This is a genomic window from Pseudomonas sp. JV245A (genome assembly GCF_032424515.1).
Taxonomy (GTDB): domain Bacteria; phylum Pseudomonadota; class Gammaproteobacteria; order Pseudomonadales; family Pseudomonadaceae; genus Aquipseudomonas; species Aquipseudomonas protegens.
Window position 1 is genome coordinate 20,243 of the sequence record NZ_VYKE01000016.1, and the last position, 25,979, is coordinate 46,221.

Below are 25,979 nucleotides of genomic sequence, written 5' to 3' on the forward strand. Positions count from 1 at the left end.
GTTTTTGAAGGCCATCCCCCCGGATGGCCTTTTTTTATGCCTGCGGTTTCAAGCGCCGCGCTTGGAGCCGCCCTGGGACATGTTGGAAACCACCCGGTTGCGCCCGCTGTACTTGGCCTGATACAGCGCCTTGTCGGCGTCGCTCACCCATTGTTCAAGACCGATATCGGCGTTACCCGACCAGGTGTTGATGCCAATGCTCACGGTCAGCGGCGCGGCGTGTTCGCTGATGGCCGGCAAGGCGGCGATGCTGGTGCGGATCTTCTCGGCGAGTACGGCGGCGCCGGCACTGTCGGTACCTGGCAGGATGACCGCAAACTCCTCGCCGCCATAGCGCGCCGCCAAGTCCGATGGGCGCCCGACGCAGGCGCCAATGCTCTGTGCCACCGCACGCAAGGCCTGGTCCCCCAGCGGATGGCCGAAGCGGTCGTTGAAGGATTTGAAGTGATCGACATCGACCATCAATAGCGACAACGGCAGGTTGGCGCGCCGAGCCCGCGACCATTCGTTGCCCAGCACCTGGTCCAGGGTACGGCGATTGGCCAGGCCGGTGAGGGCATCGACGGCTGCCAGGCGCGCCAGTTCCTGCTCGGCGCTCTGCCGGCGCCGCAGTTCGCGGCACAACTGCCAGGTCAGCCAGAACAGGGCGATGCAGAGGGCGCCAGTGGCGCCGCTGATCAGCACCGCGGTGCGTTGCCAGGCTCCGAAGACCTCGTCGATGGACAGCGCGACAATCACGATCAGGGGCAGATCGCCGACCTGGGAAAAGGTGTACAGCCGTTGCTTCTGATCAACGCTGGAGACGCTGCTGAAGCTGCCGTTGCCTTCACGCAGAATGCGGACGAAGTTGGGGCGGCTGCTGAAGTTCTTGCCTATCAGGTCGTCTGCCAGCGGCGGTTGCTGGGCCAGCAGAACGCCGTCGCGGCTCACCAGGTTGATCGTACCGTTGCGACCGATATCCAGATTTCTGAACAGCTCGTTGAAGTAGCTCAGGCGCATGGCCGCTTCGGCCACCCCGATGAACTGGCCATGCTCGTCGCTGAGCCGGCGGCTGAAGCTGATCCGCCAGTCGTGATCGGCGGTGCGCGCGCGGAACGGCGGGCTGATCATCATCCTCGGGTCCGGATTGTCGATGTGCGATCGAAAGTACTCGCGATCGGCGTAGTTGCCCGTGCGCGGCACGACCGAGGCCGAGTCGGCCAGCACGTCGCCGTGCCTGTCCAGCAGCAGGATGTCGCCCTTGTAGGGCGCTGCGGTGGCCCGGTCGAACAGCGCCAGGTGACGTATGGACGCCGAAACATCCTTCAGATCGTCACGTTGCGCGGCACTGATCAGTCCCTTGAGAGACAGGTCGTAGAGCTCGACGTTGCGCAATACATCGGCGTCGATCAGTTGCACGATGTTGTTGGCGGCACGTGTGGCAGCCTGTTCGGCAGCGGCGTGTTCGCGGATCAACAGGTAGGTGACGATGCCGAGAATGGCTACAACGATCAGCGAGCTGGAGAGGATCAGCAGGCGCTCGGTATTTGACGCGATCTTCCCTGTGCGGGGTGTCGCACTACTCACGTTCATGATTTTGATTTCTGCTGCGTCGACAGTTTTGAGTCTAGTGTGGACGTGGGCTACAGAAATCGGTCACGCCTGCGCGCTTGTATAAATCTCCGATAAAAAAAAGACCAGCAAAACATGCTGGTCTTTTTGTTTGAGTGGCTTAGAAGACGTTGATCGGGTAGTCGACGATCACCCGGTATTCGTCGGTGTCGTTGTCCAGCGCGCCGTAGCCGTTGCCGCCACGGTTGGTGGCCCACTGCAGGCGTACGGCGAGGTCCTTGGCGCTGCCGCCCTGCACCACGTACTTGAGGTCCAGGTCGCGCTCCCAGTGCTTGGCGTTCTTGCCGTCGGCGCTGTACCAGCTGGCATAGCCGCGGCTGGCCGGATCGACCTTGGTCAGGTCCAGCTCGCCGCGCGAGTAGGACAGCGCCGAAGTCAGGCCCGGCAGGCCGAGACCGGCAAAGTCATAGGCGTACTTGAGCTTCCACGAACGCTCGTTGGGGCCGTTGAAGTCCGAATACTGCTGGGAGTTGTCCAGGTAGATGCTGTCGCCCTGGGCGATGTAGTCGAACGGTGTGTTGCCGTTGACCCGCTGATAGGCCGCGGTGACGCTGTGGTTACCCACGCCGACGGTGAAGTGCAGGCTGTAGGTGTTGTTGTCGATGTTGCCCAGCAGCGCCTGGCCGGTGTCCTGAGTGTGATAGAAGTGCAGGCCCGGGTTGAGGCTGACCAGTTCGTTGACCGCGTAGGTGTAGTCCAGGTCGTAGTAGTACTGGTTCCAGATGTCCTTGAGTTCGGACGCGTAGAGGCTGCTGGTCAGCCCTGGCACGCCGCTCCAGGCCATGCCGGCCCAGTTCAGGTGCAGGCTCTCGTCGCCCTCGCGCAGGCTGCCGTAGGAAGTACCGATGCGTTTGTGTCCACTCTGGTTGTACGGCTTGGTGAAGCTGGCCTGGCCGCCCTCGATCAACCAGCCGTCGAAGCTGTGGTTGGTCAGGCTCACGCCGCGGAAGGTCTGGGGCAGCATGCGGCTCATGCCACCGGCGATCACCGGGTTGTTGAGGAACAGGTCGCCAGCCTTGAGCTCGGTATCGAAGGCCCGCATTTTCAAGGTGGCGCCGGCGGTGGAGAACGAGCCGGGTGCCTTGTGCCGGCCATCGTCGCTGATAGGCAGGATGCTCGACTTGGTGGTGCCGCCACCACCGTCCAGCTTGAGGCCGAGCATGGCGTTGGCATCAAGGCCGAAACCCACGGTGCCCTGGGTGTAGCCCGACTCGAAGACGCCGAGAAAACCCTGGCCCCATTCGATGTTGTCTTTGTTCTGCTGCAGGCGGTTGCGGTTCATGTAGTAGTTGCGGGCGTTGAGCTTGAGGCTTGAACCCTCGACAAAACCCTCGGCCTTCGTTTCTTCGGCGGCTTGCCCGAGTGTCGGGATCGTTGCGGCGATTGCAATGAACAGGGGGCTGATCTTTAGTGAGGTCTTGAACAACGTTTAGCTCCTTTGGTGAACGACAATGGCTTCTTATTGTGAATTCGGGTGTTTCTTGTTCTGGGTATGACGAGTGTGCCGAGGGTTTCCATACGGCAAAAAAAAGCCGCTGAACTCAGCGGCTTTAAGACAACTTACTCCCGGGTTGAAAGCAGAGAAGTTGTCGAGGGAAACAAGTCGAAAGCTAGGATCAACTGTCTTTCTGAGTGTCGCTCTTGCTTTGCTCGGCAGTGATCTTCTGGGCTTGCTGAGTGTTTTGCTGCTGGGCTGCCTGGGCGATCTGGGCTTGTTCGAAAGCGGCGGCGCGTGCGGCATTTCTTGCCACGAATCCCTGGGATTCTTCGGCCATGGCCATTGGTGCCACGAACAGGGAAGACAAAACAAACGCGCTGGCGATACCCATACTGTTGGACATTTCTGAAGACCTTCTTGCAGAGCAAGTTCAATTCGGTGCGACAAAAATATAACCACGTGGCTGTTGGAAAAAGAGCCGAACAGGATAAGGACTGTTACAAAAAAAACAATAGTAGGAGCTGGCTTGCCAGCGAACGCGCCCTATCGCCTTGCGCCGGATGTGTTGACGCCTTCGCCGGCAAACCGGCTCCTACAGAATCCGAGAATCCGAGAATCCGAGAATCCGAGAATCCGAGAGTTCCGAGTCAGAGAGGCAGGTACAGGCCGAAGGTATTGATGCCCCGGTCACTGCGCACGAACACATCGCCGCCATGCATCAGGGCGATGGCCTTGACGATGGCCAGCCCCAGGCCGTGATTGGCACCGCTGTTGCTGCGCGAGGCATCCACCCGGTAGAAACGCTCGAACAGCCGTGGCAGGTGTTCACTGGCAATGTCCTGCCCCGGGTTGCTGACGGCGATCGCCACCTGGTGTTCCTGGACCTCGATCCGCACCTGGATCACTTCCCCGGCTGCGGTGTGCTGCACCGCGTTGCTCAGCAGGTTGATCAGGGCCCGGCGCAGGTGGGCAACCTCGATCCGCACCTGGGCATCGCCCTGGACCTCGACCCTGACCTGGGCGTCTTCGAGGATGAAGTCCAGGTAGTCCAGGGTCGTTGCCACTTCCGCCGCCAGGGAACTGGTGGTGAGCTTGGTGGCCTTGCTGCCCTGGTCGGCACTGGCCAGGAACAGCATGTCGTTGATGATCGAACGCAGCCGCTCCAGCTCTTCGAGGTTCGATTGCAGTACCTCGAAGTAATGCTCCGCCGAGCGCCCCCGGGTCAGGGCGACCTGGGTCTGGCCGATCAGGTTGGTCAGGGGCGAGCGCAGTTCGTGGGCCACATCGGCGTTGAACGACTCCAGGCGCGAGTAGGCGTGTTCGACCCGTTCCAACGTGGAGTTGAAGGAATTGACGAACTGCTTCAGTTCCGGCGGCAGTGGCGACAATTGCAGGCGCCCGGACAGCCGTGGCGGTGCCAGGCGCTGGGCTTCCTGGGAGAGCTTGATCAGCGGCTTGAGGCCGATCCGCGCCACCCAGTAGCCCAGGGCCGAGGCCAGCAGCACGCCGACAATGGCCAGGCCGATCAGGGCCATCAGCAACTGATGCTGGGTCTGGTGGAAGGTGTCGGTGTCGATGGCGATCAGAAAGCGCAGGGTCGGGCGCTGTTCCTTGGCCGGCAGCTGGCTGACCAGGACTTTCAGCGGATAGGGGTGATCGCTCAGGTTCAGGTCACGCATGCCCAGGGGGCCTTGGGCGAATTCGCGGATCTGCGCGTCGGGGCTGCCGTATTCATAGCCGGGGTCGCCGCTGATGGCCCAGAAGCGGATGCGCTTGTCTTCCTCGCTCAGCAGCTTGAGCTTGGCGTTGATCTTGGCCCAGTGCTCGGGGTTGCCGTAGCGGGTCAGGGCCGACTCCAGCACGCTGTAGCGCGCATCCAGTTCGGCTTCCGGGAGCAGCCCCAGGCCCTTGTCCACCTGCTGGTAGAGGGCCCCGCCAATCAGCAGGAAGATCAGCAGCGCCACCAGAGTGAACAGCCCGCTCAGGCGCAGGGCGATGGAGTTACTCGGCACCGCGGCTCTCCAGCACATAGCCCATGCCACGGATGGTGTGCAGCAGTTTCTGTTCGAAGGGGCCGTCGAGCTTGGCCCGCAGGCGCTTGATCGCCACTTCGACGACATTCGCGTCGCTGTCGAAATTGATGTCCCAGACCATTTCAGCGATGGCGGTCTTGGACAGGATCTCGCCCTGGCGCCGGGCCAGCACGCTGAGCAGGGAAAACTCCTTGGCGGTCAGGTCCAGGCGGCTGCCGGCACGGCTTGCCTTGCGGCTGATCAGGTCGATCCACAGGTCGGCGATGCTGATCTGCACCGGCTCATGCCCACCGCTGCGACGGGTCAGCGCTTGCAGGCGGGCCACCAGTTCAAGGAAGGAGAAGGGCTTGCCCAGGTAGTCGTCGGCGCCATCGCGCAGGCCCTTGATGCGGTCTTCCACGCGTTCGCGGGCGGTGAGCATGATCACCGGGGTCTGCTTGCGCGCACGCAGTGCTCGCAATACGCCAAAGCCATCCAGGCCGGGCAGCATCACATCCAGCACTATCACGGCATAGTCGCCCTCCAGAGCCATGTGCAGGCCTTCGACGCCGTCCCGGGCCAGGTCGACGGTGTAGCCTTGCTCGGTCAACCCGCGGTGCAGGTAATCGGCCGTTTTTTCTTCGTCTTCGATAATCAGAACGCGCATGACCCGCCTCAGGTAGTGGTGGCCGGCAACAGGGCCGGCTGGGGCCGGTGGAACAGCCGCTCAAGCCACAAGTATATGACCGGCGTGGTGAACAGCGTCAGGGCCTGGCTGACCAGCAGGCCGCCCACCACGGCAATCCCCAGGGGCTGGCGCAGTTCGGCGCCGGCGCCGTAGCCGAGCATCAGCGGCAGGGCACCGAGCAGGGCGGCCAGGGTGGTCATGATGATCGGCCGGAAGCGGGTGATGCAGGCCTGGTAGATCGCCTCCTCGGGAGGCAGGCCGCCGTGGCGCTGGGCTTCCAGGGCAAAGTCGATCATCAGGATGCCGTTCTTCTTGACGATGCCGATCAGCAGCACCAGGCCGATCAGCGCCATGATGGAAAAGTCCTGGCCGCACAGCCAGAGCATCAGCAAGGCGCCCAGCCCGGCCGAGGGCAGGGTGGAAATGATGGTCAAGGGATGCACGAAGCTTTCGTACAGCACCCCGAGAATGATGTACACCGCCACCAGCGCCGCCAGGATCAGGTACGGCTGGCTGGCCAGCGAGCTCTGGAAGGCCTGGGCCGCGCCCTGGAAATTGCCGCTGATGGCCGTTGGCATGCCGATCTCGCTCTTGGCCTGGTTGAGCAGGATGACCGCATCGCCCAGGGCCACGCCGGGGGCCAGGTTGAAGGACAGGTTGGCCGCCGGGAACATGCCGTCGTGGGCAATCGACAGCGGGCCGATGGTGGGCGCATCGAAGCGCGCCAGGGCAGAGAGCGGGACCATTTCTCCGGTCAGCGGCGAGCGCAGGTAGAAGTAGTTGAGGCTCTCGGCCTTGCCCCGTTGCTGGGTGTCGAGTTCAAGGATCACGTTGTACTGGTTGATCTCGGTCTGGAACTCGTTGATCTGGCGCTGGCCGAAGGCGTCGTACAGTGCCTCGTCGACATCGCTGGCGGTAAGGCCGAAACGCGCGGCAGCCGTGCGATCGATCTGGATGTGGGTGATGCTGCCGCCCAGTTGCAGGTCGTTGGAGATGTCACGGAAGGCCGGGTTGCTGCGCAGCTTTTCCGTCAGGCGCTGGGTCCAGGTGCTCAGGGTCGGGCCGTCGTTGCTTTTCAGTACGTACTGGTACTGGGCGCGGCTGGGACCAGAGCTGAGGTTGATGTCCTGGCCGGCCCGCAGGTACAGGACAATGCCGGGCACCTTCATCAGTTGCGGGCGGATGCGGTCGATGAAGGCACTGGCAGACACGTCCCGGTCGCCACGGTTCTTGAGGGAAATCCAGAAGCGGCCGTTGGCGATGGTCTGGTTGCTGCCCGAGACCCCCACGGAGTGGGAGAAGGCCTGCACTGCCGGGTCGGCGGTGACGATCTCGGCCAGCGCCTGGTGCTTTTTCACCATGTCCGGGTAGGAAATGTCCGCCGCAGCTTCGGTAGTACCGAGCACGAAGCCGGTGTCCTGCACGGGGAAGAAGCCCTTGGGGATCAGGATATAGCCGGCAATGGCCATGCTCAGGGTCAGGCCGAAGATCCCCAGCATCAGTTTCTGGTGGGCCAGGGCCTTGCGCAGGCCGCGCTCGTAGACCGCCAGCAGGCGCTCGCCGAAGCCCGGCTTGGCATGGGCCGGGTGCACCGGCGCGCGCATGAACAGGGCCGCCAGGGTGGGGGCCAGGGTCAGCGAGACCACCACCGAAATCATGATGGTGGAAGTGGCGGTCAGGGCGAACTCCTTGAACAGCCGGCCCACCACGCCGCCCATGAACAGCAGGGGAATGAACGCCGCCACCAGGGAGAAGCTGATGGAGACCACGGTGAAGCCGATCTCGCCGGCGCCCTTGATTGCCGCCGCGCGCATGCCGTCGCCGGCTTCCAGGTGGCGGTGGATGTTCTCCACCACGACGATGGCGTCATCCACCACAAAGCCCACGGCCACGACAATGGCCACCAGGGTCAGGTTGTTCAGGCTGAAGCCCAGCACGTACATCAAGGCGAAACTGGCGGTCAGGGACACGCCCAGCACCGCGGAGACGATCAGGGTCGCGGACCACTGGCGCAGGAACAGCGCCATCACCGCCACCACCAGCAGCACGGCGATCAGCAGGGTGATCTCCACTTCGTGCAATGAGGCGCGGATGGTCTGGGTCCGGTCCACCAGCACCTTGACCTGCACCGAGGCCGGGAGCATGGCCTCCAGGCCTGGCAGGGCAGCCTGGATGCGGTCCACGGTCTCGACGATATTGGCCCCGGGCTGGCGCGAGATCACCAGGTTGACCCCCGGTTGGTCGCCGGACCAGGCCTGGACGTAGGCATCTTCCGAACCGTTGACTACCCGCGCCACATCCTGCAGGTGCACGGGGGCACCGTCCTTGTAGGAAACGATCAACTGGCCGTATTCCTCGGGATGGAACAACTGGTCGTTGGTGGACAGGGTGGAGATGCTCGACTCGCCATACAGTGCACCCTTGGCCAGGTTGAGGCTGGTCTGCTGGATCGCCAGGCGGATGTCGGCCAGGGTCAGGCCGATGGCCGCCAGTTTGTCCGCCGAAGCCTGGACCCGGATCGCCGGGCGCTGCTGGCCGGTGATGTTGATCTGGCCGACCCCGTCGATCTGGCTGATCTGTCGGGCCAGCAGGGTTTCCGCGTAGTCACTGAGCTCGGTGCCGGGCATCTGCGTCGAACTGATGCTGAGGATCAGCACCGGGCTGTCCGCCGGGTTGACCTTCTTCCAGGTGGGCAGGGTGGGCATGTCCTTGGGCAACTTGCCAGCGGCGGTGTTGATCGCCGCCTGCACTTCCTGGGCGGCGGTGTCGATGCTCTTGTTCAAGGTGAATTGCAGGGTCAGCAAGGACGAGCCCAGGGCGCTGCTGGAGGTCATCTGGGTCATGCCGGGAATGGCGCTGAATTGCACCTCCAGGGGCGTGGCCACGGAAGAGGCCATGGTGTCCGGGCTGGCACCGGGCAGGGCGGCGGACACCTGGATGGTCGGGAACTCGGCCTCTGGCAGCGGCGCCACCGGCAGGCGCGGGAAGGCAATGGCGCCCAACAGTACCAGGGCGAAGGTCAGCAGGACGGTGGCAACCGGATGGTCGACGCACCAGGCGGACACCGAGCCATGGCCCTTCATGGCTGGGGCTCCGTCGCCTGTACCACCTGGGGTGGATCGCTCAGTACCTGGACCTGGGAGCCGGGCTTGAGCCGCGACTGGCCGTCACTGACCAGCACATCGCCAGCCTGGACCCCGGAGATGATGTTCAACCCGCTGTCCTGATACACCACCTGCACCGGCACGACTTCCACCTGCTGGCCCTTGACCCGGTACACGAAGTGCTGGTCCAGGCCGCGCTGGACCACGGTCGGCGGTACGGTGAGGGCGTTCTGGTCCAGGGCGGTCTGGATTTTCACCGTCACCAGTTGCCCGGGCCACAGCTGCTGCTGGGCGTTGCTGAACTCCGCCTTGGCGCGGATGGTGCCGGTCCCGGCGTTGATCTGGTTGTCGATCAGGGTCAGGTGGCCGTTGCCCAGCAGGGCCCCGGCGCTGTTGCTGTCAGCGCCGAGGAAGGCCTTGACCGCCGCCGGGTCCTGGGCGCGGATCAGTTGCTGCAGGGTTGGCAGCATTTGCTGGGGCAGGGAAAACTCCACGGCAATCGGGTCGATCTGGGTTACCGAGAACAGGCCCTGGGTATCGCTCATGCGTAGGAAGTTGCCTTCATCAACGGTACGAATCCCCACCCGGCCGCTGACGGGAGAGCGGATCTGAGTGTAGGAAAGCTGTACCTGAGCGGCATCAATGGCAGCCTGGTTACCCTGGGCCGTGGCGTTGAGCTGATTGACCAGGGCCACTTGCTGGTCATAGGTCTGCTTCGAGATGCCGTCATCCACCGACAGCAGCTTGTAGCGCTTGAGGTTGATCTGGGCCACCTGCAACTGGGCCTGGTTCTGCGCCAGCTGGGCCCGGGCCTGATCGAGGTTGGCGCGTATCGAACGATCATCGATGGTCGCCAGCAGGTCGCCGGTCTTGACCAGTTGCCCCTCCTTGACCAGCAGCCGGGTCAGGATGCCATCCACCTGTGGGCGAATCACCACGCTGTGCAGCGACAGTACCGTGCCGATGCCGCTGGCGTAACGCGGCACATCCTGCTGGTGCACGCTGACCACCCGTACCGGAATGGCCGTGGGCGCGGCCAGCCTGGCGGTGGCGGGCTTGTTCAGGAACCACGCGAGGCCGGCGATGAGCATCACGAGTACCGCTGCGGTCACGACTGTTTTCTTGGCAATGGGCATGGGGAGAGAGCGCCGGGCAATGATGTCGGAAGGATGGCCATGATCTGGGCACAGTTATAGCCCGACAACCCGGTCAGCACCGTGACGGCCAGCTGTCAGCGCTGTCAGAAAACTCCCGGTGGGCCCCGATCAAAGATGGCTGGCGCACAGGTATACTGGCGCCCACTGCGGCCTGCACCCCGGCGCGGATTTCCTTTCTCTCCTGGAGTTTCCATGACTTCCCCTGCACAACCCGCTGCGGATGACGCCCTGAACGTCGACCCGGCCGCTGACGCAACCGCTACCGACACCCCGAGCACAGCGGCGATCCCGGCGTTCAAGTTTCCCTTCAAGCCTTCCGAGTTTGCTCCTGCCAAGAATGCCCAGCAGCCCTGGTACAAAAATGGTGCCAGCAACGGACACACCAAGACCCCCGGCGCAGCGCCTCCCGGCACTCGTCGCTCCATGGGCAAACGCTGATATCGCCGACATTCGCAGAAAAAATCCCGATTTGCGCTTTTTTAATCGCAATGATGGCTAATTGCTTTAAACCTGAGCTGGATCAGTATTTGTGGCATCAGTGCGCTTAGAGTCAGCAGCCCTGCCGACTCCACCCAACACATACGAGCGCGCTATCCATGAAGATCAACCTTCCGGTTACTGGGCGAAACGTGGACTTTGCCCCTGATGCGAATATCCTTTCGACCACTGATCTGACTAGCGCGATCACCTACGCCAACCCTGATTTCATCAAGATCAGTGGCTACAGCCGTGAGGAGTTGCTGGGCGCGCCGCATAACCTGTTGCGCCACCCGGACATGCCCTCCGCGGCCTTCGCCCACATGTGGCGCACCCTCAAGCGCGGCCGTTCGTGGATGGGCATGGTGAAGAACCGTTGCAAGAACGGCGATCACTATTGGGTCAGTGCCTATGTCACGCCCGTGACCCGCGATGGCCAGGCGGTGGAATACCAGTCGGTGCGCACCAAACCCAGCGTCCGTCAGATCGAGGCGGCGGAGCGGGCCTATGCCCAGCTCAACGGTGCCGGCCCCTCGTGGTGGAGCCTGTTGCCGGTGATCAGCCTGCGGTTGCGTCTCTGGGCCTCCATCAGCGCCGGCTTCATCGGCAGCTACGGCGTTTCAGTGTGGCTGCTGCCCGAATCCTGGATGGTCCAGGGGGCCGTGATGGCCATGGGGTGGTGCCTGAGCCTGACGGCGGTCGGCGTGCAAGCGCGTCCACTGGGTCGATTGGCCGAGCGCGCCCGGCAGATCGGTGACAACCCCTTGAGCCAGGGCATCTATACCGGCCGTACCGACGAGTTCGGGCGCATCGAGTTCGCCCTGCAGATGCTCGAAGCCCAGGTGGGCGCGGTAGTGGGGCGCATCGGCGATGCGTCCCAGCGCCTGGAGGGGCATGCCGCGGAACTGGTGGAGCATCTGCACAGCAGCCACAACAGCACCCTGGAACAGCAGGCGGAAACCGATCAGGTGGCGGCGGCCATTCACCAGATGGCGGCCAGCGTCGCCGAGGTCGCCACCCATGCCCAGCAGGCCTCGGTGGCGGCGGACCAGGCGGAAAGCGAAACCCGTGAGGGCCACCTGCTGGTGGGCGAAAGCCGCAGTGCGGTGCTGCGCCTGGCCAGCGAGCTGGAGCGGGCCACCGAGGTCATCCATCAACTGGAAAGCCATAGCACCGACATTTCCGGGGTGCTGGAGGTGATCCGCAGCATCGCCGAGCAGACCAACCTGCTGGCCCTGAATGCGGCAATCGAGGCGGCGCGGGCCGGGGAGCAGGGCCGGGGTTTTGCCGTGGTCGCCGATGAAGTGCGCGGGCTGGCCCAGCGCACCCAGGATTCCACCAACGAGATCCAGCGCATGATCAGCACCCTGCAAATGGGCGCGCGCAATGCGGTGGAGGCCATGCAGCACAGCAGCCAGCACCTGGAGAGCAGTGTCGACCAGGCCAAGCGCGCGGCGGTGGCCCTGGACGGCATCAGCCAGCGGGTCAACCAGATTACCGAGATGAGCTTGCAGATTGCCGCAGCGGTGGAAGAGCAGAGCGCAGTCAGCGAGGACATCAACCGCAACATCATCGGCATTCGCAATGCCTGTGAGGCGACCGTCAGTGCCGGCCAGCTCAGCCACGTCAACTCAGGCGACGTGGCCGGGCTGGCGGGGGACTTGCGGCAACTGGCCCTGGAGTTCTGGCACAAGCGCGGCTAGGGCTGTTCGCCGCCCCGCCGTTGTCCGCGGCTCAGGCGGCGCGCAGGGAAATGAAGGCGTAGTCCAGAGGCGTTTCACTGACCACCTGGGCACCGGCGGCCTGGACCTGATCGGCGATATCGTCTCCGGACAGGTGAAAGCGCCAGGGCTGGCCCGGTGCTCCGGGTGGTGCAGCCTGGACCTGGTCGATGGCGTTAGCCAGGGCGCCCATGTCCGGCAGGTAAGCGGTGAAACCGTCGCCCTTGAGCGCTGTGGTGCGAATGCCCAGCAAGGCGCAAATGGCTTCCTTGGTGTGGATGTCGTCACGGTCGGCCTGGCGCGAGCGGCGGATCAGCTCGGCCAGCTCCTGATCCACCAGTTCATTCCCCAGAATCAGTTGCGGGCCCTGTTCCCAGGATTCCGGCGGGCATTCCTTGGCCTGCGGGTTGAGGGGAATGTGCGGATTGATTTCCATGGGGTAGATGCGGCACACCAGTGGCCGGCGCTGGTAGATGCGGCACAGCTGGTCTTCGTCAAGATTCCGGCAGGGGCCGACGTTGTAGGCGGCGAAGGTGATCGCCACATAGGCTTCGGTGGCGCCACTGCGGACCCGGCAGGAACGGCGTTCGGCGTGCTCGCGCTGCTGCATCGGCAGCCCCAGGCCATTGCCGAGGAAGGCTTCCACCAGAATGATCACCTGGCCGCCGTCGGCCGCCCAGTCGCGGGCTTCCAGCAGGGTCAGGGGCACGTGGTGATCGTTGCAGCATTTGCCGCAGCCGACGCAGGAAAACTGAGTGTTCATTGCACGAAGCGCCTTGTGGATCAGCAGGAGTCAGGTGGGAAAACCGTCATGGACGCTACCCGGGGCTATGCCGAAGCAAGTTATGCGCCATTCACCGGGCCTTGAGGGCCGGCCGGATCGAGTCCCACTCGCTGACCGCAGCCTGGCCGGTCTGCCTGTTGTACAGGCACAGTTCGATGCCCGATTGGCCGCGCATGTGTTTCTGCGGGTAGCGGCCTTGCAGCAACAGGGCGCTGACGCCGACCTGGTCGGGAAATTGCGCGATGGTTCCCACGGGTTTGGGGTTTTGCAGGCCGCTGGCCTGGGTACAGCTGATTCGGATGGCCTGCTCCAGGGCGGCCCAGGCATCGTCGCTGGAGGCGCTGGCCTGGCCGGTGAGGGTGGCCAGGCAGAGCAGGCACAGAGTCTTGGCGTTCATGGGGCGGCTCCTTGGGGCGCAGGGGCTTTGGGATCGCCGGGGCTGATCCGGCCGTTCGCAGCCTTAGGCGGCGGCTACAGGATAGTGACCGGCGGATCAGTCGAGGGTTTCGTGACGCACGATGTACATGCCTACGCTTTCGTAGAGGCGCCGGGCCCCCAGGTTGCCTTCCAGTACCCGCAGATCGACGCAGCCTTCCCGGCGTTCGGCGAACAGGATGAAGGCTTGCTGCAGCAAGGCGCGCCCCAGGCCCTGGCCGCGCGCTCGGGGGTGTACCACCAGGTCCTTGATGTAGGCGCTGGTCCAGCACTGGGCGACGCCGATCACACCTTCGGCATCCCGGGCCACCAGGCACAGTTCGGGGTCGTATTCGGCATCGCTCTCGAAGGCCTGGCGCCAGCTGTCCAGCACCGGGACGTCGCCGCCACCGTCCTGGTAGCCCAGATGCATCAACTGATGCACAGCCTGCGCATGCTCGGGGCTGTAGTTGTGCACAGTGATGCCGGCAGGCCACTGCGGCGCTGCCAAAGGGGCAGTGAGATCGCGGCGCATCAACAAACAGTGGATCTGGCTCATGCTTCAGGCGCCCTGGGTGGCAATGGTCTTGGCTGCGTCGATCAGGCAGCGGGTCAGTTCTGGCGAGGAAAACTTGGTGAGCACGGCGTTGGCACCGGCCACACGGGCTTTCTCGCTGTTCATGGCGCTGTCCAGGGAGGTGTGCAGCAGCACGTAGAGATGGGCGAAGTCCGGGGTTTCCCGCAGGGTGCGGGTCAGGGCGTAGCCGTCCATCTCCGACATCTCGATGTCCGAGACAATCAGGTTGATCTCGTTGGCCGTGCCTTGCAGTTCCAGCAGGCAGTCGATGGCTTCCTTGGCGCTGCGGGCGGTGTGGCATTGCAGGCCGAGGTTGCGCAAGGTGTGTACCGATTGCTGCAGTGCCACCTGGCTGTCGTCCACCACCAGGATCCGCGCGTTGCCCAGGGCTTCGGCGTCTTCCATGCTCAGCTCGGTGGGCGCCATCTCGATCTGGGCCGGGGCGATGCCATGGATCACTTTCTCGATATCCAGTACCTGCACCAGGGTGCCGTCCACTTGGGTCACCCCAGTGATGTAGGACCGCAAGCCGCCGGAACCGAAGGGCGGTGGACGGATATCGGTGGTCAGGCAATGCACGATCTTGCTCACGGCCTGCACGTGCAGGCCCTGTTTGGAGCGGCTGACGTCAGTGACGATCAGGCAGCCGCTGTCGGGGTCGGCCAGGGGCCGCTCGCCGATGGCCCGGCTGAGGTCGATCACCGACAGCGAGTTGCCCCGCAGGGTGGCGATGCCTTTCACGTGGGGGTGGGATTCGGGCAGCTTGGTCAGCGGCGGGCAGGGAATGATTTCACTGACTTTAAGCAGGTTGATTGCCATCAGCTTGCCGCTGCGCAAGGTAAACAGCAGAAGCGATAGCGAATCTGCGCGGGCTTTGTTGGAGGACATAAAAACCTTCTCTGGAGAAAATTGGCTCGTGGCACGGGCCACGGACAACCATTGATAACGGGTTATCGACGTGTTCAGGGCTGGCTTTAGCGGTGTTCCCGCTTTCCGTCGGCGGCGCGACCCTGGCCGGCAAGCCGGCTCCTGCAGAGGGGCGGGGCGCTTTGTCGGCGCTGGCGTTTACCGCAGGCCCAGGCGCTTGGCCAGGCGGCTCAGGTTGGCCCTGTCCAAGCCTAGCTCACGGGCGGCGCTGGCCCAGTTGTGCTGGTGCCGCTCCAGGCAACTGCTGATCAGTTGGCGCTGGTAGTGGTCGGTGGCCTGGCGCAGGTCGCCGGCTACGGCAGGCATGGCCTGGGTTGCAACAGCAGGCTCGACGGGGGCGCTGGTTCTTTCGCTGGCCCGGGGCAGGTCCAGATCGCCGGCGTCCAGGCTGAGGATCTTCGGTCGCTCGGGGTGGTTGCCCAGCGCTTTCAGAGCGCTGCGCCCGATCAAGTGCTCCAGCTCGCGAACGTTGCCCGGCCAGTGGTAGGCCAGCAGCGCCTGTTGCGCCTCAACGCTCAGGCGCAGGCTGCCCAGGCCCATGCGCGAGCGGTTCTGTTCCAGGAAGTAGCCACTGAGCAGCAGCACATCGCGGCCGCGCTCGCGCAGTGCCGGCACCCGCAGGGGGTAGACGCTGAGACGGTGGTAGAAGTCGGCACGATAGCGGCCGTTGCGCACTTCTTCCGCCAGATCGCGGTTGGTGGCGGCAATCAGGCGCACGTCGACCCGATGCTCCTGGTCCGACCCCAGGCGTTGCAGTTGGCCGCTTTGCAGCACCCGCAGCAGTTTGGCCTGCACGGTCAGCGACAACTCGCCCACTTCATCGAGAAACAGCGTGCCGCCATTGGCCAGTTCGAATTTTCCCCGGCGATCCTGGGTGGCCCCGGTGAAGGCGCCGCGCACGTGGCCGAACAGCTCGCTCTCCACCAGGGTGTCGGGCAGGGCCGCGCAGTTGAGGCTGATGATCGGCTGCTCGGCCCGGGGCGAAGCCGCGTGGATAGCCTGGGCGACCAGTTCCTTGCCGACGCCGGTTTCTCCGGTGATCAGCACCGTCAGGTCGCTGCCGCCCACCAGCTTGATTTCCTCCAGCAAGCGTTTGTGGGCCTTGCTCTGGCCGATCATCTCGCGGTTCTGCCCACTGGCCTGGCGATAGACCTCGGCCCGCTGGTGCTCGTTTTCGGCGCGCTGGGCCAGGCGTTCGATGCGCTGGGCGGCGCTGACCGTTGCGGCGGCGAGGCTGGCGAAGGCTTGCAGGGCATCCAGCTCAATGGGTTCGAAGCGCTGCGGGTCCAGGGCATCGAGGGTCAGCAGGCCCCAGGGGCGCTCGTCGACGAACAGCGGGCAGCCCATGCAGTCATGCACTTCCAGGTGATCATCGAGCCCTTCCACCAGGCCGTCGTAGGGGTCGGGCAAGTCGCTGTCGCTGGCAAAGCGGGTCGGGCCCGGGCTGCTGAGCAGGGCGGCGAAGCGCGGATGCTCGCTGACCTTGAAACGGCGGCCCAGGGTGTCGGTGCTCAAGCCGTTGACCGCCAGGGGCACCAGCCACTCGCCATCCAGGCGTAGCAGTGCGGTGGCATCGCAGGGCAGCAGGGCGCGCAGAGCTTCCAGCAGGCGGCGATAGCGCTCGCCTTCGGGCAGTTCGCGGGACAGGTCGGTGACCAGGGGAAGCAGGGCGGTGAGCAGGGATTTTGCAGTCATAATGACTCCGTGGTGTCTTAATGACTATAAAAGACAGAGTGTCTTTATGACTATATTTATTTTAACTTGTTGATATTTAACGTATTTATTTTTGGCACGAAAACTGATTAGGCATAGGAAACCTGCAAGCAGTCATAAAGTCCAGGAGTTGTCCTTATGCTAAGCGTTCAAGATCGTGCCATTATCAAAGCCACTGTGCCCCTGCTCGAAAGCGGCGGCGAAGCCCTGATTACCCACTTCTACCGGATGATGCTCTCCGAGTACCCGCAAGTGCGGCCACTGTTCAACCAGGCGCATCAGGCCAGCGGCGATCAGCCCCGGGCCTTGGCCAATGGTGTTCTGATGTATGCCCGGCACATCGACCAACTGGACCAGTTGGGGGACCTGGTGGCCAAGATCATCAACAAGCACGTCGCCTTGCAGATCCTTCCGGAACATTACCCCATCGTTGGCGGTTGCCTGCTGCGGGCCATTTCCGAAGTGCTGGGCAGCGAGATCGCCACCCAGGAAGTGATCGATGCCTGGGCCGCCGCCTATAACCAGCTGGCGGATATCCTGATCGGCGCCGAGGCGGCGATCTACGACGAGAAAGCCCAGGCGCCCGGCGGCTGGCGCGGTGCCCGTGAGTTCCGGCTGGTGCAGAAGGTGGAAGAAAGCGCGGAAATCACCTCCTTTTATTTCGAACCGCTGGACCAGGGGCCGATCCTCGCCGCTGAACCGGGGCAGTACATCGGTTTGCAGCTCTTTATAGGGGGCGAGGAAATCCGTCGTAACTACTCCCTTTCGGCACTTTCCAACCAGGGCCAGTACCGCATCAGCGTCAAGCGCGAAACCGGCGGCGTGGCCTCCAACTACCTGCATGACCAATGCCCGGTGGGCACCAGCGTCATGCTGTTCCCTCCTGCGGGGGAGTTCACCCTGGCGGCCAGCGACAAACCGCTGGTGCTGATCAGCGGCGGGGTGGGCATCACTCCAACCCTGCCGATGCTGGAGGCGGCGCTGGCCACCGAGCGTCCGGTGCATTTCATCCACTGCGCCCGCAACGGCCAGGTGCATGCCTTTCGCAACTGGGTCGATGAACTGGCCCAGCGGTATCCACAGCTCAAGCGCTTCTATTGCTACGCCGAGGATGACGGTGTCAGCCCGGCGGCGGACAAGCTGGGCATGCTGACCCGCGAGCAACTGGCCGAGTGGCTGCCGGAGCAACGCGACCTGGACGCCTACTTCCTCGGGCCCAAGGGTTTCATGGCCGCGATCAAGCGCCACCTGCAGGCCCTGGGCATTCCCGAGCAGCAGAGCCGCTATGAGTTCTTCGGTCCGGCAGCGGCCCTGGAATAACCACCCCGGCCGGCTCCCCACGGGCGCCGGCCTTTTCTCTCTCCCCTTCGTTTCATGTCGCTCCGGCATTCGCTGATTTTCCCGAAACCGCCTTTATTCTCGGCGTATTTGGTATGGCGGTTAATCCACTCTTAACCTGCTTGTCGCTATTGTCCGCAACTGGCAAAGCGCCCGAAGCCGCGTTGCAGTGGCGCTGTACGTCCCTGCATTCAAAGGTCATGTTCAACGTGTAGACTTCCCGGCAGCCGGGTGTGCCTCTGCGAGTATTGGCCTGCACGCGATCGACGGGTTCATCGAAGACAATCTCGGTCTGCCGCCTCGGGTCTCGGGGGCAGGCTGAACACAACAGAAAAAGGAATAGGGATGAGTGACGACAGACTGGGTTTGGGACGCGAGCGGCGTTTCCTGGTGCTGCTGGGGATTATCTGCCTGGCACTGATCGGCGGAGCCCTGTACATGCAGGTGGTGCTGGGCGAGGCGCCGTGCCCGCTGTGCATCCTGCAGCGTTATGCCTTGCTGCTGATTGCACTGTTTGCCTTCATCGGCGCGGCCATGAGTTCGCGACGTGGGGTCACGGTCATGGAAACCCTGGTGGTCATCTGCGCCCTCGCCGGCGCGGGCGTGGCGGGGCACCATGTGTACACCCAGTTCTACCCCTCGGTGAGCTGTGGCATCGATGTACTGCAGCCGATTGTCGACAGCCTGCCGTTGGCCAAGATCTTCCCCCTGGGCTTTCAGGTGGACGGTTTCTGCTCCACGCCGTACCCGCCGATCCTCGGTCTGTCCCTGGCCCAGTGGGCGCTGGTGGCGTTCGTGCTGACGGTGATCCTGGTGCCTCTGGGTGTGGTACGCAATCGCAAGAAAACCTACTGATTCACTCGTAAAAGCCCCGGCCTTCCGATGGGGGCCGGGGCTTTTTTGTGCCGTTCATTCGGCACCTGAAAAGTCCGTGATTTGCGGCAAGCGCAGGTGCGGCAAAAGTGCGACATGTTGTCACAGTGCCGCGGTCGCAGAGGGGCGGTTGAGTCGCTGCAACAGACTGCATTCTGGCGCGCTGGTTCAATGAGAGCCTGTCAGTTTGTGTACGCGAGCCTGTCGGCCGAGAACCATAGCCTGCTATCGATACAAATCTTCACAGCGCCCGTTTTACAAGGGGTGAAGCCTGATGGAAGGCGGCCCTCAGGGGGGATCGAGAGTCCTGGAAGGGGGGTGTTTCAGGTCCTTTTTGGGGCTTTTTGTTGCAAATGAAAATCGCTATGATTGCGATCCTTCGCAACAATCATGAGGGATTGTTGCGCCATGGGATAAAAATTATTTCGGGATAAGACATGGTTTATAAAACGCGACATATCTACAATCGCCCGCACTGAATTTCCGACGCTGCTCAACCCTGAGCACACGAGGACGGTCGAGGGGCGGATAGAGCGCTCCATGCGACTGCGGGTGTCGGCGCCTTCCAAACTTCCGCACCAAATGGAATTGGTCTGTAACAAGGCCTTTGACCACGAGATCGAATAAGAACCACTGCTAGCCCGGGATGTGTCGTTGAGCGCTTAACGCAACGGGCAGGCCCTTATTCAATTGAAGAAAAATGCCAACCCTTGGCAGGGTGAAGTGTTGGCGATCAAAACCCAACTGCATTGCGCAAGCTGCTTTAGAGGTCGTGAGATGAGTAAAAACAGGTACCCCAGATTACTAGGCTTATTGCCGCTGCTCGGCATGTTAATGCTGGGAGGCTGCAAGTGGACCTTGCTCGATCCCAAGGGTCAGGTCGGTCTGGATGAACGAAACCTGATCATCACGGCAACCATCCTGATGCTGCTGGTGGTTGTGCCGGTCATCATCATGACCTTCGCCTTCGCCTGGAAATACCGCGCCTCCAACAAGGACGCGACCTACGCGCCGAAGTGGTCCCACTCCACCAAGATCGAGATCGCGGTGTGGCTGGTTCCGGTGCTCATCATCATTGCCCTGGGTTATGTCACCTACAAGTCGACCCACGCCCTGGACCCTTACCGTCCGCTGGATTCCGACGTCAAGCCAGTGACCATCGAAGTGGTCGCCATGGACTGGAAGTGGCTGTTCATCTATCCCGACCAAGGGATCGCCACCGTCAACAAGATCGTTTTCCCGGCCCATACCCCGGTGAACTTCCGCGTGACCTCCGACACCGTGATGAACTCGTTCTTCATCCCGGGCCTGGGCGGCCAGATCTACGCGATGGCGGGCATGACCACCAAGCTGCACCTGATTGCCAACCAGAACACCGAACTTGAAGGTATCTCCGCCAACTACAGCGGCGCGGGTTTCACCGGCATGAAGTTCAAAGCGATCGCTACCAGTCAGGAAGATTTCGACGCCTGGGTAAACGAAGTCAAGAAGGCACCTAAACAGCTGGACACCGCTGAATACGAAGCCCTTTCCAAGCCAAGCCAGAACAATCCTGTAGAGCTCTACTCCGCCTACGCGCCAAACCTGTTCCAGACCGTCATCGACAAGTATGAAGGCATGAAACCGGGCAAGCCGCTCAAGCACGAGAAGAAAGAAAAGGAAGTGGCCGCAACGGAAGGGATGGACGTGAGTTCGCATTCAGCTGCCGGGGCAGAGGAGTAAACGATGTTTGGTAAATTAAGTCTGGAAGCGATTCCGTTCCACGAGCCGATTGTCATGGTCACCGTTGCCATGATTCTGCTCGGTGGCGTGGCGCTGTTCGCGGCAATCACCTACTTCAAGAAGTGGACCTACCTGTGGACCGAGTGGCTGACGTCCGTCGACCACAAGAAAATCGGTGTGATGTACATCATCGTCGCCATGGTCATGCTGCTGCGTGGTTTTGCCGACGCCATCATGATGCGTACCCAGCTGGCCATGGCCACCGAGGGTTCGCCTGGCTACCTGCCACCTGAACACTATGACCAGATCTTCACCGCTCACGGTGTGATCATGATCATCTTCATGGCGATGCCATTCTTCACCGGCCTGATGAACCTTGTCGTGCCGCTGCAGATCGGCGCGCGTGACGTGGCCTATCCGTTCCTCAACTCCCTGAGCTTCTGGCTGCTGGTTTCGGGCGTGGTGCTGATCAACCTGTCCCTGGGCGTTGGCGAATTCGCCAAGACCGGCTGGGTTGCCTATCCGCCGCTGTCGGGCTTGCAATACAGTCCGGGCGTGGGTGTGGACTACTACATCTGGGCGCTACAGCTATCAGGGCTGGGGACAACGCTGACGGGGGTCAACTTCCTGGCCACCGTGCTGAAAATGCGTACCCCGGGCATGAAGATGATGGACATGCCGATCTTCACTTGGACCTGCACCTGGGCCAACGTGCTGATCGTGGCTTCGTTCCCGATCCTCACCGCTACCCTGGCACTGCTGACGCTTGACCGTTACATGGATTTCCACATTTTCACCAATGAACTTGGTGGCAATCCAATGATGTACGTGAACCTGTTCTGGGCCTGGGGTCACCCCGAGGTGTACATCCTGATCCTGCCGGCGTTCGGTATCTTCTCCGAAGTGATCTCGACCTTCTCCGGCAAGCGCCTGTTCGGCCACCATTCGATGATCTACGCTTCCGGCGCGATCTCGGTACTGGGCTTCATGGTCTGGCTGCACCACTTCTTCACCATGGGTTCGGGGGCCAGCGTCAACGCCTTCTTCGGCCTGGCGACGATGCTGATCTCGATTCCGACGGGGGTGAAGCTGTTCAACTGGCTGTTCACCATCTACCACGGCCGTCTGCGCATCACCAGCCAGGTTCTGTGGACCCTGGGCTTCATGGTGACCTTCGCCATCGGCGGCATGACTGGCGTACTGCTGGCCATTCCGGGTGCCGACTTCGTTCTGCACAACAGCCTGTTCGTGATCGCTCACTTCCACAACGTGATCATCGGCGGCGCGGTATTCGGCTACATCGCCGGCTTCAGCTTCTACTTCCCGAAAGCCTTCGGCTTCAAGCTGCATGAAGGTTGGGGCAAGGCTGCGTTCTGGTTCTGGATCTCCGGCTTCTTCGTCGCGTTCATGCCGCTCTATGCACTGGGCTTCATGGGCATGACCCGTCGTCTGAACGCCACCACCAACCCTGAGTGGGTGCCGTACCTGTACGTCGCCATGGTAGGTGCGGTGATGATCGCCGTGGGTATCGCCTGCCAGCTGATCCAGCTGTACGTCAGCGTGCGTGACCGCAAGCAGAACATGTGTGTATCCGGCGACCCTTGGAACGCCCACACCCTGGAATGGTCGACCTCGTCGCCACCTCCGTTCTACAACTTCGCGGTACTGCCGAAAGCCGAAGGCATCGATCCGTTCACCGAAGCCAAGGAAAACGGCACTGCCTACGCGCAGCCTGGCCGCTACCAGCCGATCCACATGCCCAACAACACCGCTACCGGTCTGGTCATGGGTGCTCTGCTGACCGTGTTCGGTTTCGCCATGATCTGGCACATCTGGTGGCTGGCCATCGCAAGCCTGGCCGGCACCGTGATCTATTTCGCGATCCACGCTGCCCGTGATGATCAAGGCTACATGGTGCCGGTCGAAACGATCGAGCGCATCGAAGCCGAACAGCACAAGCGTCTGGTATCGGAGAACAAGATCCCGGCTACCCGTGTTGAAACCTCGTTGGAACAGGCTTAATCCATGTCGAACTTAGTGACCAATGCTGGACACGCCCATGTCGATGACCATGGGCACGATGACCATCACCACGACTCGGGCGAGATGACCGTATTCGGTTTCTGGCTCTACCTGATGACCGACTGCATTCTGTTTGCGTCGATCTTCGCGGTATACGCGGTACTGGTTAACAACGTAGCGGGTGGCCCGTCGGGCCACGACATCTTCGAACTGCCATACGTACTGGGTGAAACCGCCCTGCTGCTGTTCAGTTCGATCACCTACGGCTTCGCCATGCTGGCGTTCTTCCGGGGCAACAAGAAGCAGGTACTGGGCTGGTTGGCCATGACCTTCCTGTTTGGCCTGGGCTTCATCGGCATGGAGATCAACGAGTTCCACCTGCTGATCTCCGAAGGCTATGGCCCTAGCCGTTCCGGCTTCCTGTCCGGGTTCTTCACCCTGGTCGGTACCCACGGTCTGCACGTGACCAGCGGTCTGATCTGGATGGCGATCATGATGTACCAGGTGCAGAAAAACGGCCTGACGGCGACCAACAAGACCCGTCTGAGCTGCCTGAGCCTGTTCTGGCACTTCCTGGACGTGGTGTGGATCTGCGTATTCACCGTTGTTTACCTGATGGGGACTATGTAAATGGCCAACACACACTCCCACGACGAAGCCGGTCACGGCAGCGTCAAGTCCTACGCCATCGGCTTCATCCTGTCGGTCATCCTGACACTGATCCCGTTCGGCCTGGTGATGTACCCATCGCTGCCCAAAGACGTGACCCTGTGGATCGTCCTGGCGTTCGCAGTCATCCAGGTGCTGGTGCACCTGGTGTACTTCCTGCACCTGGACCGTTCCGAAGCACAGCGCAACAACGTGGTGGCGTTCATCTTCGCCGCGTTGGTCATTGTTCTGCTGGTTGGTCTGTCGTTGTGGATCATGTTCAGCATCCACACCGTCATGATGGCGAAGTGAGGTAAACCCGATGTCGCTCAAGCACTTTATCCAAATCACCAAACCGGGGATCATTTTCGGTAACGTGCTTTCTGTGGCAGGCGGGTTCTTCCTGGCCTCGAAAGGGCATGTCGATCTGGCCATTTTCCTGGCCGCCATGATCGGCACCTCGCTGGTGGTAGCGTCCGGTTGCGTGTTCAACAACTGCATCGACCGTGACATCGACCTGAAGATGGAGCGCACCAAGAACCGCGTGCTGGTCCAGGGCCTGATTTCCCTGGAAGTGGCACTGGTCTACGCCTCTATCCTCGGTGTCGCCGGCGTCGCCCTGCTGTACTACGTGGCCAACCCGTTGGCCGCGTTGTTCGCGGTAATCGGCTTTGTCATCTACGTCGGCTTCTACAGCCTGTACCTCAAGCGCAAGTCGGTTCACGGCACGCTGGTGGGCAGTCTGTCCGGGGCCATGCCGCCAGTGATCGGCTATGTCGCGGTCAGCAACAGCTTCGACATGGCTGCGCTGACCCTGCTGGTGATGTTCAGCCTGTGGCAGATGCCGCATTCCTACGCCATCGCGATCTTCCGCTTCAACGATTACCTGGCCGCATCGATTCCGGTGCTGCCAGTGAAGCGTGGCATCCGCGTGGCCAAGAAGCACATCCTGCTCTACATTCTGGCATTCCTGGTGGCGACCCTGATGCTGACCTTCAGCGGTTATGCCGGCATGAGCTACCTGGCGGTAGCGGCGGCCATGGGCATGTACTGGTTGTACATGGCCTGGACCGGCTACAAGGCAGTGGATGACACCGTGTGGGCGCGCAAACTCTTCGTGTTCTCGATCTTCACCATCACCGCGCTGAGCGTGATGATGTCGGTGGATTTCAAGGCCCCGACCGAGCTCCTGCTGACCTACGCACACTAAGCTGTCCAGGCCACAGGAAAAGCCCCGCCTTCGCAAGAAGCGCGGGGCTTTTTTCATTGCGCTGGATTGATGGTCACATCATTTAAAGTTTTTCGGCCCGAAGGCCTGGCCTGGCCGGGTAAAATGCGCCGTTCGTGGATAGAACCTGAGTGGATGCAATGGAAAACCGTATTGAACTGTACGACTCGAAGGCGCGCTATGGCGTCATCAGTCGCGGACTGCACTGGGCCATGGCCCTGGCCTTTGCCTGGATCTACAGCACCACCAGTGCGCATTACCTGCTGGCCGATTCGGCCCTGGACAAGTTCCTCTGGCCGACCCACAAGCAAGTCGGCCTGCTGTTGATGGCCCTGCTGCTGGTGCGTGTGGTCTGGAGCCTGTTGAACCGTCATCGCCGGCCGCCGAGCCTCAACCTTGCAGCAACCCTGGGGCATGGGCTGCTGTATGCCGGGATGTTTGCCATTCCGTTTCTCGGCCTGTTGCGTCAGTACGGCTCGGGTCGCGCCTTTTCCGCCTTCGGTCTGCCGGTAATGAACGGCTTCGACGGGCCGAAGATCCAGTGGATGACCGAGCTGGGCAACAATTTCCACAGCCTCCTGGGCTGGACCCTGCTGGTGCTGATCGTCGGCCATGTGGCGGCGCTGATCCTGCACTGCATCAAGGGCCAGGGGCATATTCTGCGGCGCATGGCCGGCAGTGCACGCTCGGCGTGAGCCGCGCACCCGAACACGGAAAAGCCCCGCCTTCGAGAGACGCGCGGGGTATTTTATTGAGAGCCCTTGCGTGGGCTGCCCAACTATTCAAATGACCCAACTCATGCAGGAAGCAGAATGATGAAGAAAACAGCGGTTATCGTGTTCAGCGGCGGACAGGACTCGACAACCTGTCTGATCCACGCCTTGCCGCTCTATGACGAAGTGCACTGCATTACGTTCGACTATGGCCAGCGGCACCACGCGGAAATCGAGACCGCGCAGCGGCTATCCAAGCAGTTGGGGGCGACCGTGCACAAAGTGCTGGACGCTTCGTTACTCAACGAACTGGCGATCAGCAGCCTCACTCGGGACAACATTCCGGTGCCCACGGTGAACAGTTCAGGCGAGAGCTTGCCCAGCACCTTTGTACCCGGAAGAAACATCCTGTTCCTTACCCTGGCCTCTATCTATGCCTATCAGGTAAAAGCCGAGACCGTGATTACCGGAGTGTGCGAGACCGATTTCTCGGGTTACCCCGATTGCCGCGATGAATTTGTAAAGGCATTGAACAAGGCCCTCGAACTGGGCATGGAGTACAAGTTGCGCCTCGAGACTCCACTGATGTGGCTGAACAAGGCAGAAACCTGGGCTCTGGCGGACTACCACAATCAACTGGAGCTGGTTCGCGAGCAAACCCTGACTTGCTACAACGGCATCATGGGCAGTGGCTGCGCCAACTGCGACGCCTGCAATCTGCGGGCAAAAGGCTTGAACGCTTATCTGGAGAACAAGACGCAAGTCATGGATAGCCTGAAGAGCAAGATGGGTCTGAAGTGAGGATTTGAGCA

22 protein-coding genes and 2 pseudogenes are annotated in these 25,979 nt (G+C 62.0%); 12 read left to right on the plus strand and 12 right to left on the minus strand.

Annotated elements, in window-relative coordinates; all coding sequences use genetic code 11:
* Positions 1-48: 48 nt before the first annotated feature.
* The 7 genes from F6S12_RS07210 to F6S12_RS07240 form a co-directional block, all read right to left on the minus strand.
* Positions 49-1,572: a diguanylate cyclase gene (locus tag F6S12_RS07210; RefSeq protein WP_011063303.1), complete on the minus strand. Its 1,524-nt coding sequence runs from the start codon at positions 1,570-1,572 to the stop codon at positions 49-51.
* A 139-nt stretch (positions 1,573-1,711) separates the two neighbouring features.
* Entirely contained in the window at positions 1,712-3,037 is a 1,326-nt protein-coding gene (locus F6S12_RS07215; RefSeq protein WP_315868806.1) for an OprD family porin, read from the minus strand.
* Between the two features lie 190 nt (positions 3,038-3,227).
* Positions 3,228-3,452, minus strand: a complete 225-nt coding sequence (locus F6S12_RS07220; protein WP_011063301.1) for a hypothetical protein — start codon at positions 3,450-3,452, stop codon at positions 3,228-3,230.
* Positions 3,453-3,696: 244 nt separating this feature from the next.
* On the minus strand, positions 3,697-5,061 hold the full coding sequence (locus F6S12_RS07225) for a heavy metal sensor histidine kinase (RefSeq protein ID WP_011063300.1): 1,365 nt from the start codon (positions 5,059-5,061) through the stop codon (positions 3,697-3,699).
* Positions 5,051-5,728 (minus strand): heavy metal response regulator transcription factor, encoded by a 678-nt coding sequence (locus tag F6S12_RS07230; protein ID WP_011063299.1) that lies wholly within the window; start codon positions 5,726-5,728, stop codon positions 5,051-5,053. Before F6S12_RS07230 ends, F6S12_RS07225 begins: the two co-directional genes overlap by 11 nt.
* An 8-nt stretch (positions 5,729-5,736) precedes the next feature.
* Complete coding sequence (locus F6S12_RS07235; protein ID WP_315868807.1) at positions 5,737-8,832, minus strand: multidrug efflux RND transporter permease subunit; 3,096 nt, start codon at positions 8,830-8,832, stop codon at positions 5,737-5,739.
* Positions 8,829-9,989 (minus strand): efflux RND transporter periplasmic adaptor subunit, encoded by a 1,161-nt coding sequence (locus F6S12_RS07240; protein ID WP_015636921.1) that lies wholly within the window; start codon positions 9,987-9,989, stop codon positions 8,829-8,831. The genes F6S12_RS07235 and F6S12_RS07240 overlap by 4 nt, the downstream gene beginning before the upstream one ends.
* A gap of 213 nt (positions 9,990-10,202) precedes the next feature.
* Between F6S12_RS07240 and F6S12_RS07245 the strand changes: the two genes are divergently transcribed.
* The 3 genes and pseudogenes from F6S12_RS07245 to F6S12_RS33760 all read left to right on the plus strand — a co-directional run.
* Positions 10,203-10,448, plus strand: coding sequence for a hypothetical protein (locus F6S12_RS07245; protein WP_011063296.1), 246 nt, complete (start codon positions 10,203-10,205; stop codon positions 10,446-10,448).
* 158 nt (positions 10,449-10,606) lie between these two features.
* Positions 10,607-10,888 (plus strand): annotated as a pseudogene (locus F6S12_RS33755) (PAS domain-containing protein); the annotation flags it as partial.
* A gap of 315 nt (positions 10,889-11,203) precedes the next feature.
* Positions 11,204-12,190, plus strand: a pseudogene (locus F6S12_RS33760) (methyl-accepting chemotaxis protein); the annotation flags it as partial.
* Positions 12,191-12,221: 31 nt separating this feature from the next.
* On the opposite strand, the gene F6S12_RS07255 reads toward F6S12_RS33760, so the two are convergent.
* The 5 genes from F6S12_RS07255 to norR form a co-directional block, all read right to left on the minus strand.
* The gene (locus F6S12_RS07255; protein WP_019093700.1) at positions 12,222-12,971 is read right to left on the minus strand and encodes a YkgJ family cysteine cluster protein; all 750 of its coding nucleotides are present in this window, start codon (positions 12,969-12,971) and stop codon (positions 12,222-12,224) included.
* A gap of 91 nt (positions 12,972-13,062) precedes the next feature.
* Positions 13,063-13,389, minus strand: coding sequence for a hypothetical protein (locus F6S12_RS07260; protein ID WP_015636919.1), 327 nt, complete (start codon positions 13,387-13,389; stop codon positions 13,063-13,065).
* Positions 13,390-13,485: 96 nt separating this feature from the next.
* Complete coding sequence (locus tag F6S12_RS07265) at positions 13,486-13,965, minus strand: GNAT family N-acetyltransferase (protein WP_015636918.1); 480 nt, start codon at positions 13,963-13,965, stop codon at positions 13,486-13,488.
* Between the two features lie 3 nt (positions 13,966-13,968).
* Positions 13,969-14,871 (minus strand): chemotaxis protein, encoded by a 903-nt coding sequence (locus F6S12_RS07270; protein WP_011063291.1) that lies wholly within the window; start codon positions 14,869-14,871, stop codon positions 13,969-13,971.
* Positions 14,872-15,048: 177 nt separating this feature from the next.
* Positions 15,049-16,605 (minus strand): nitric oxide reductase transcriptional regulator NorR, encoded by a 1,557-nt coding sequence (gene norR, locus F6S12_RS07275; protein ID WP_015636917.1) that lies wholly within the window; start codon positions 16,603-16,605, stop codon positions 15,049-15,051.
* 156 nt (positions 16,606-16,761) lie between these two features.
* Here norR and hmpA point away from each other — a divergent pair, with 156 nt between their 5' ends.
* From hmpA to queC, 9 genes are all read left to right on the plus strand, one after another.
* A complete protein-coding gene (hmpA, locus tag F6S12_RS07280) occupies positions 16,762-17,943 on the plus strand; it encodes an NO-inducible flavohemoprotein (RefSeq protein ID WP_011063289.1) in 1,182 nt (393 codons plus the stop codon).
* A 363-nt stretch (positions 17,944-18,306) separates the two neighbouring features.
* Entirely contained in the window at positions 18,307-18,816 is a 510-nt protein-coding gene (locus F6S12_RS07285) for a disulfide bond formation protein B (protein WP_011063288.1), read from the plus strand.
* Between the two features lie 795 nt (positions 18,817-19,611).
* Positions 19,612-20,556 carry a ubiquinol oxidase subunit II gene (gene cyoA / locus F6S12_RS07295; RefSeq protein WP_011063287.1) on the plus strand — a complete coding sequence of 315 codons (945 nt, stop codon included), beginning with the start codon at positions 19,612-19,614 and terminating at the stop codon, positions 20,554-20,556.
* 3 nt (positions 20,557-20,559) lie between these two features.
* The gene (gene cyoB / locus F6S12_RS07300; RefSeq protein ID WP_011063286.1) at positions 20,560-22,578 is read left to right on the plus strand and encodes a cytochrome o ubiquinol oxidase subunit I; all 2,019 of its coding nucleotides are present in this window, start codon (positions 20,560-20,562) and stop codon (positions 22,576-22,578) included.
* A gap of 3 nt (positions 22,579-22,581) precedes the next feature.
* Entirely contained in the window at positions 22,582-23,208 is a 627-nt protein-coding gene (locus F6S12_RS07305) for a cytochrome o ubiquinol oxidase subunit III (protein WP_011063285.1), read from the plus strand.
* Positions 23,209-23,538, plus strand: coding sequence for a cytochrome o ubiquinol oxidase subunit IV (gene cyoD, locus F6S12_RS07310; RefSeq protein ID WP_011063284.1), 330 nt, complete (start codon positions 23,209-23,211; stop codon positions 23,536-23,538).
* Between the two features lie 10 nt (positions 23,539-23,548).
* Positions 23,549-24,436: a heme o synthase gene (gene cyoE, locus F6S12_RS07315; protein ID WP_011063283.1), complete on the plus strand. Its 888-nt coding sequence runs from the start codon at positions 23,549-23,551 to the stop codon at positions 24,434-24,436.
* Positions 24,437-24,594: 158 nt separating this feature from the next.
* Positions 24,595-25,149, plus strand: a complete 555-nt coding sequence (locus F6S12_RS07320; protein ID WP_019093706.1) for a cytochrome b — start codon at positions 24,595-24,597, stop codon at positions 25,147-25,149.
* Between the two features lie 120 nt (positions 25,150-25,269).
* Positions 25,270-25,968, plus strand: coding sequence for a 7-cyano-7-deazaguanine synthase QueC (gene queC, locus F6S12_RS07325; protein ID WP_011063281.1), 699 nt, complete (start codon positions 25,270-25,272; stop codon positions 25,966-25,968).
* The last annotated feature ends 11 nt before the right edge of the window (positions 25,969-25,979 follow it).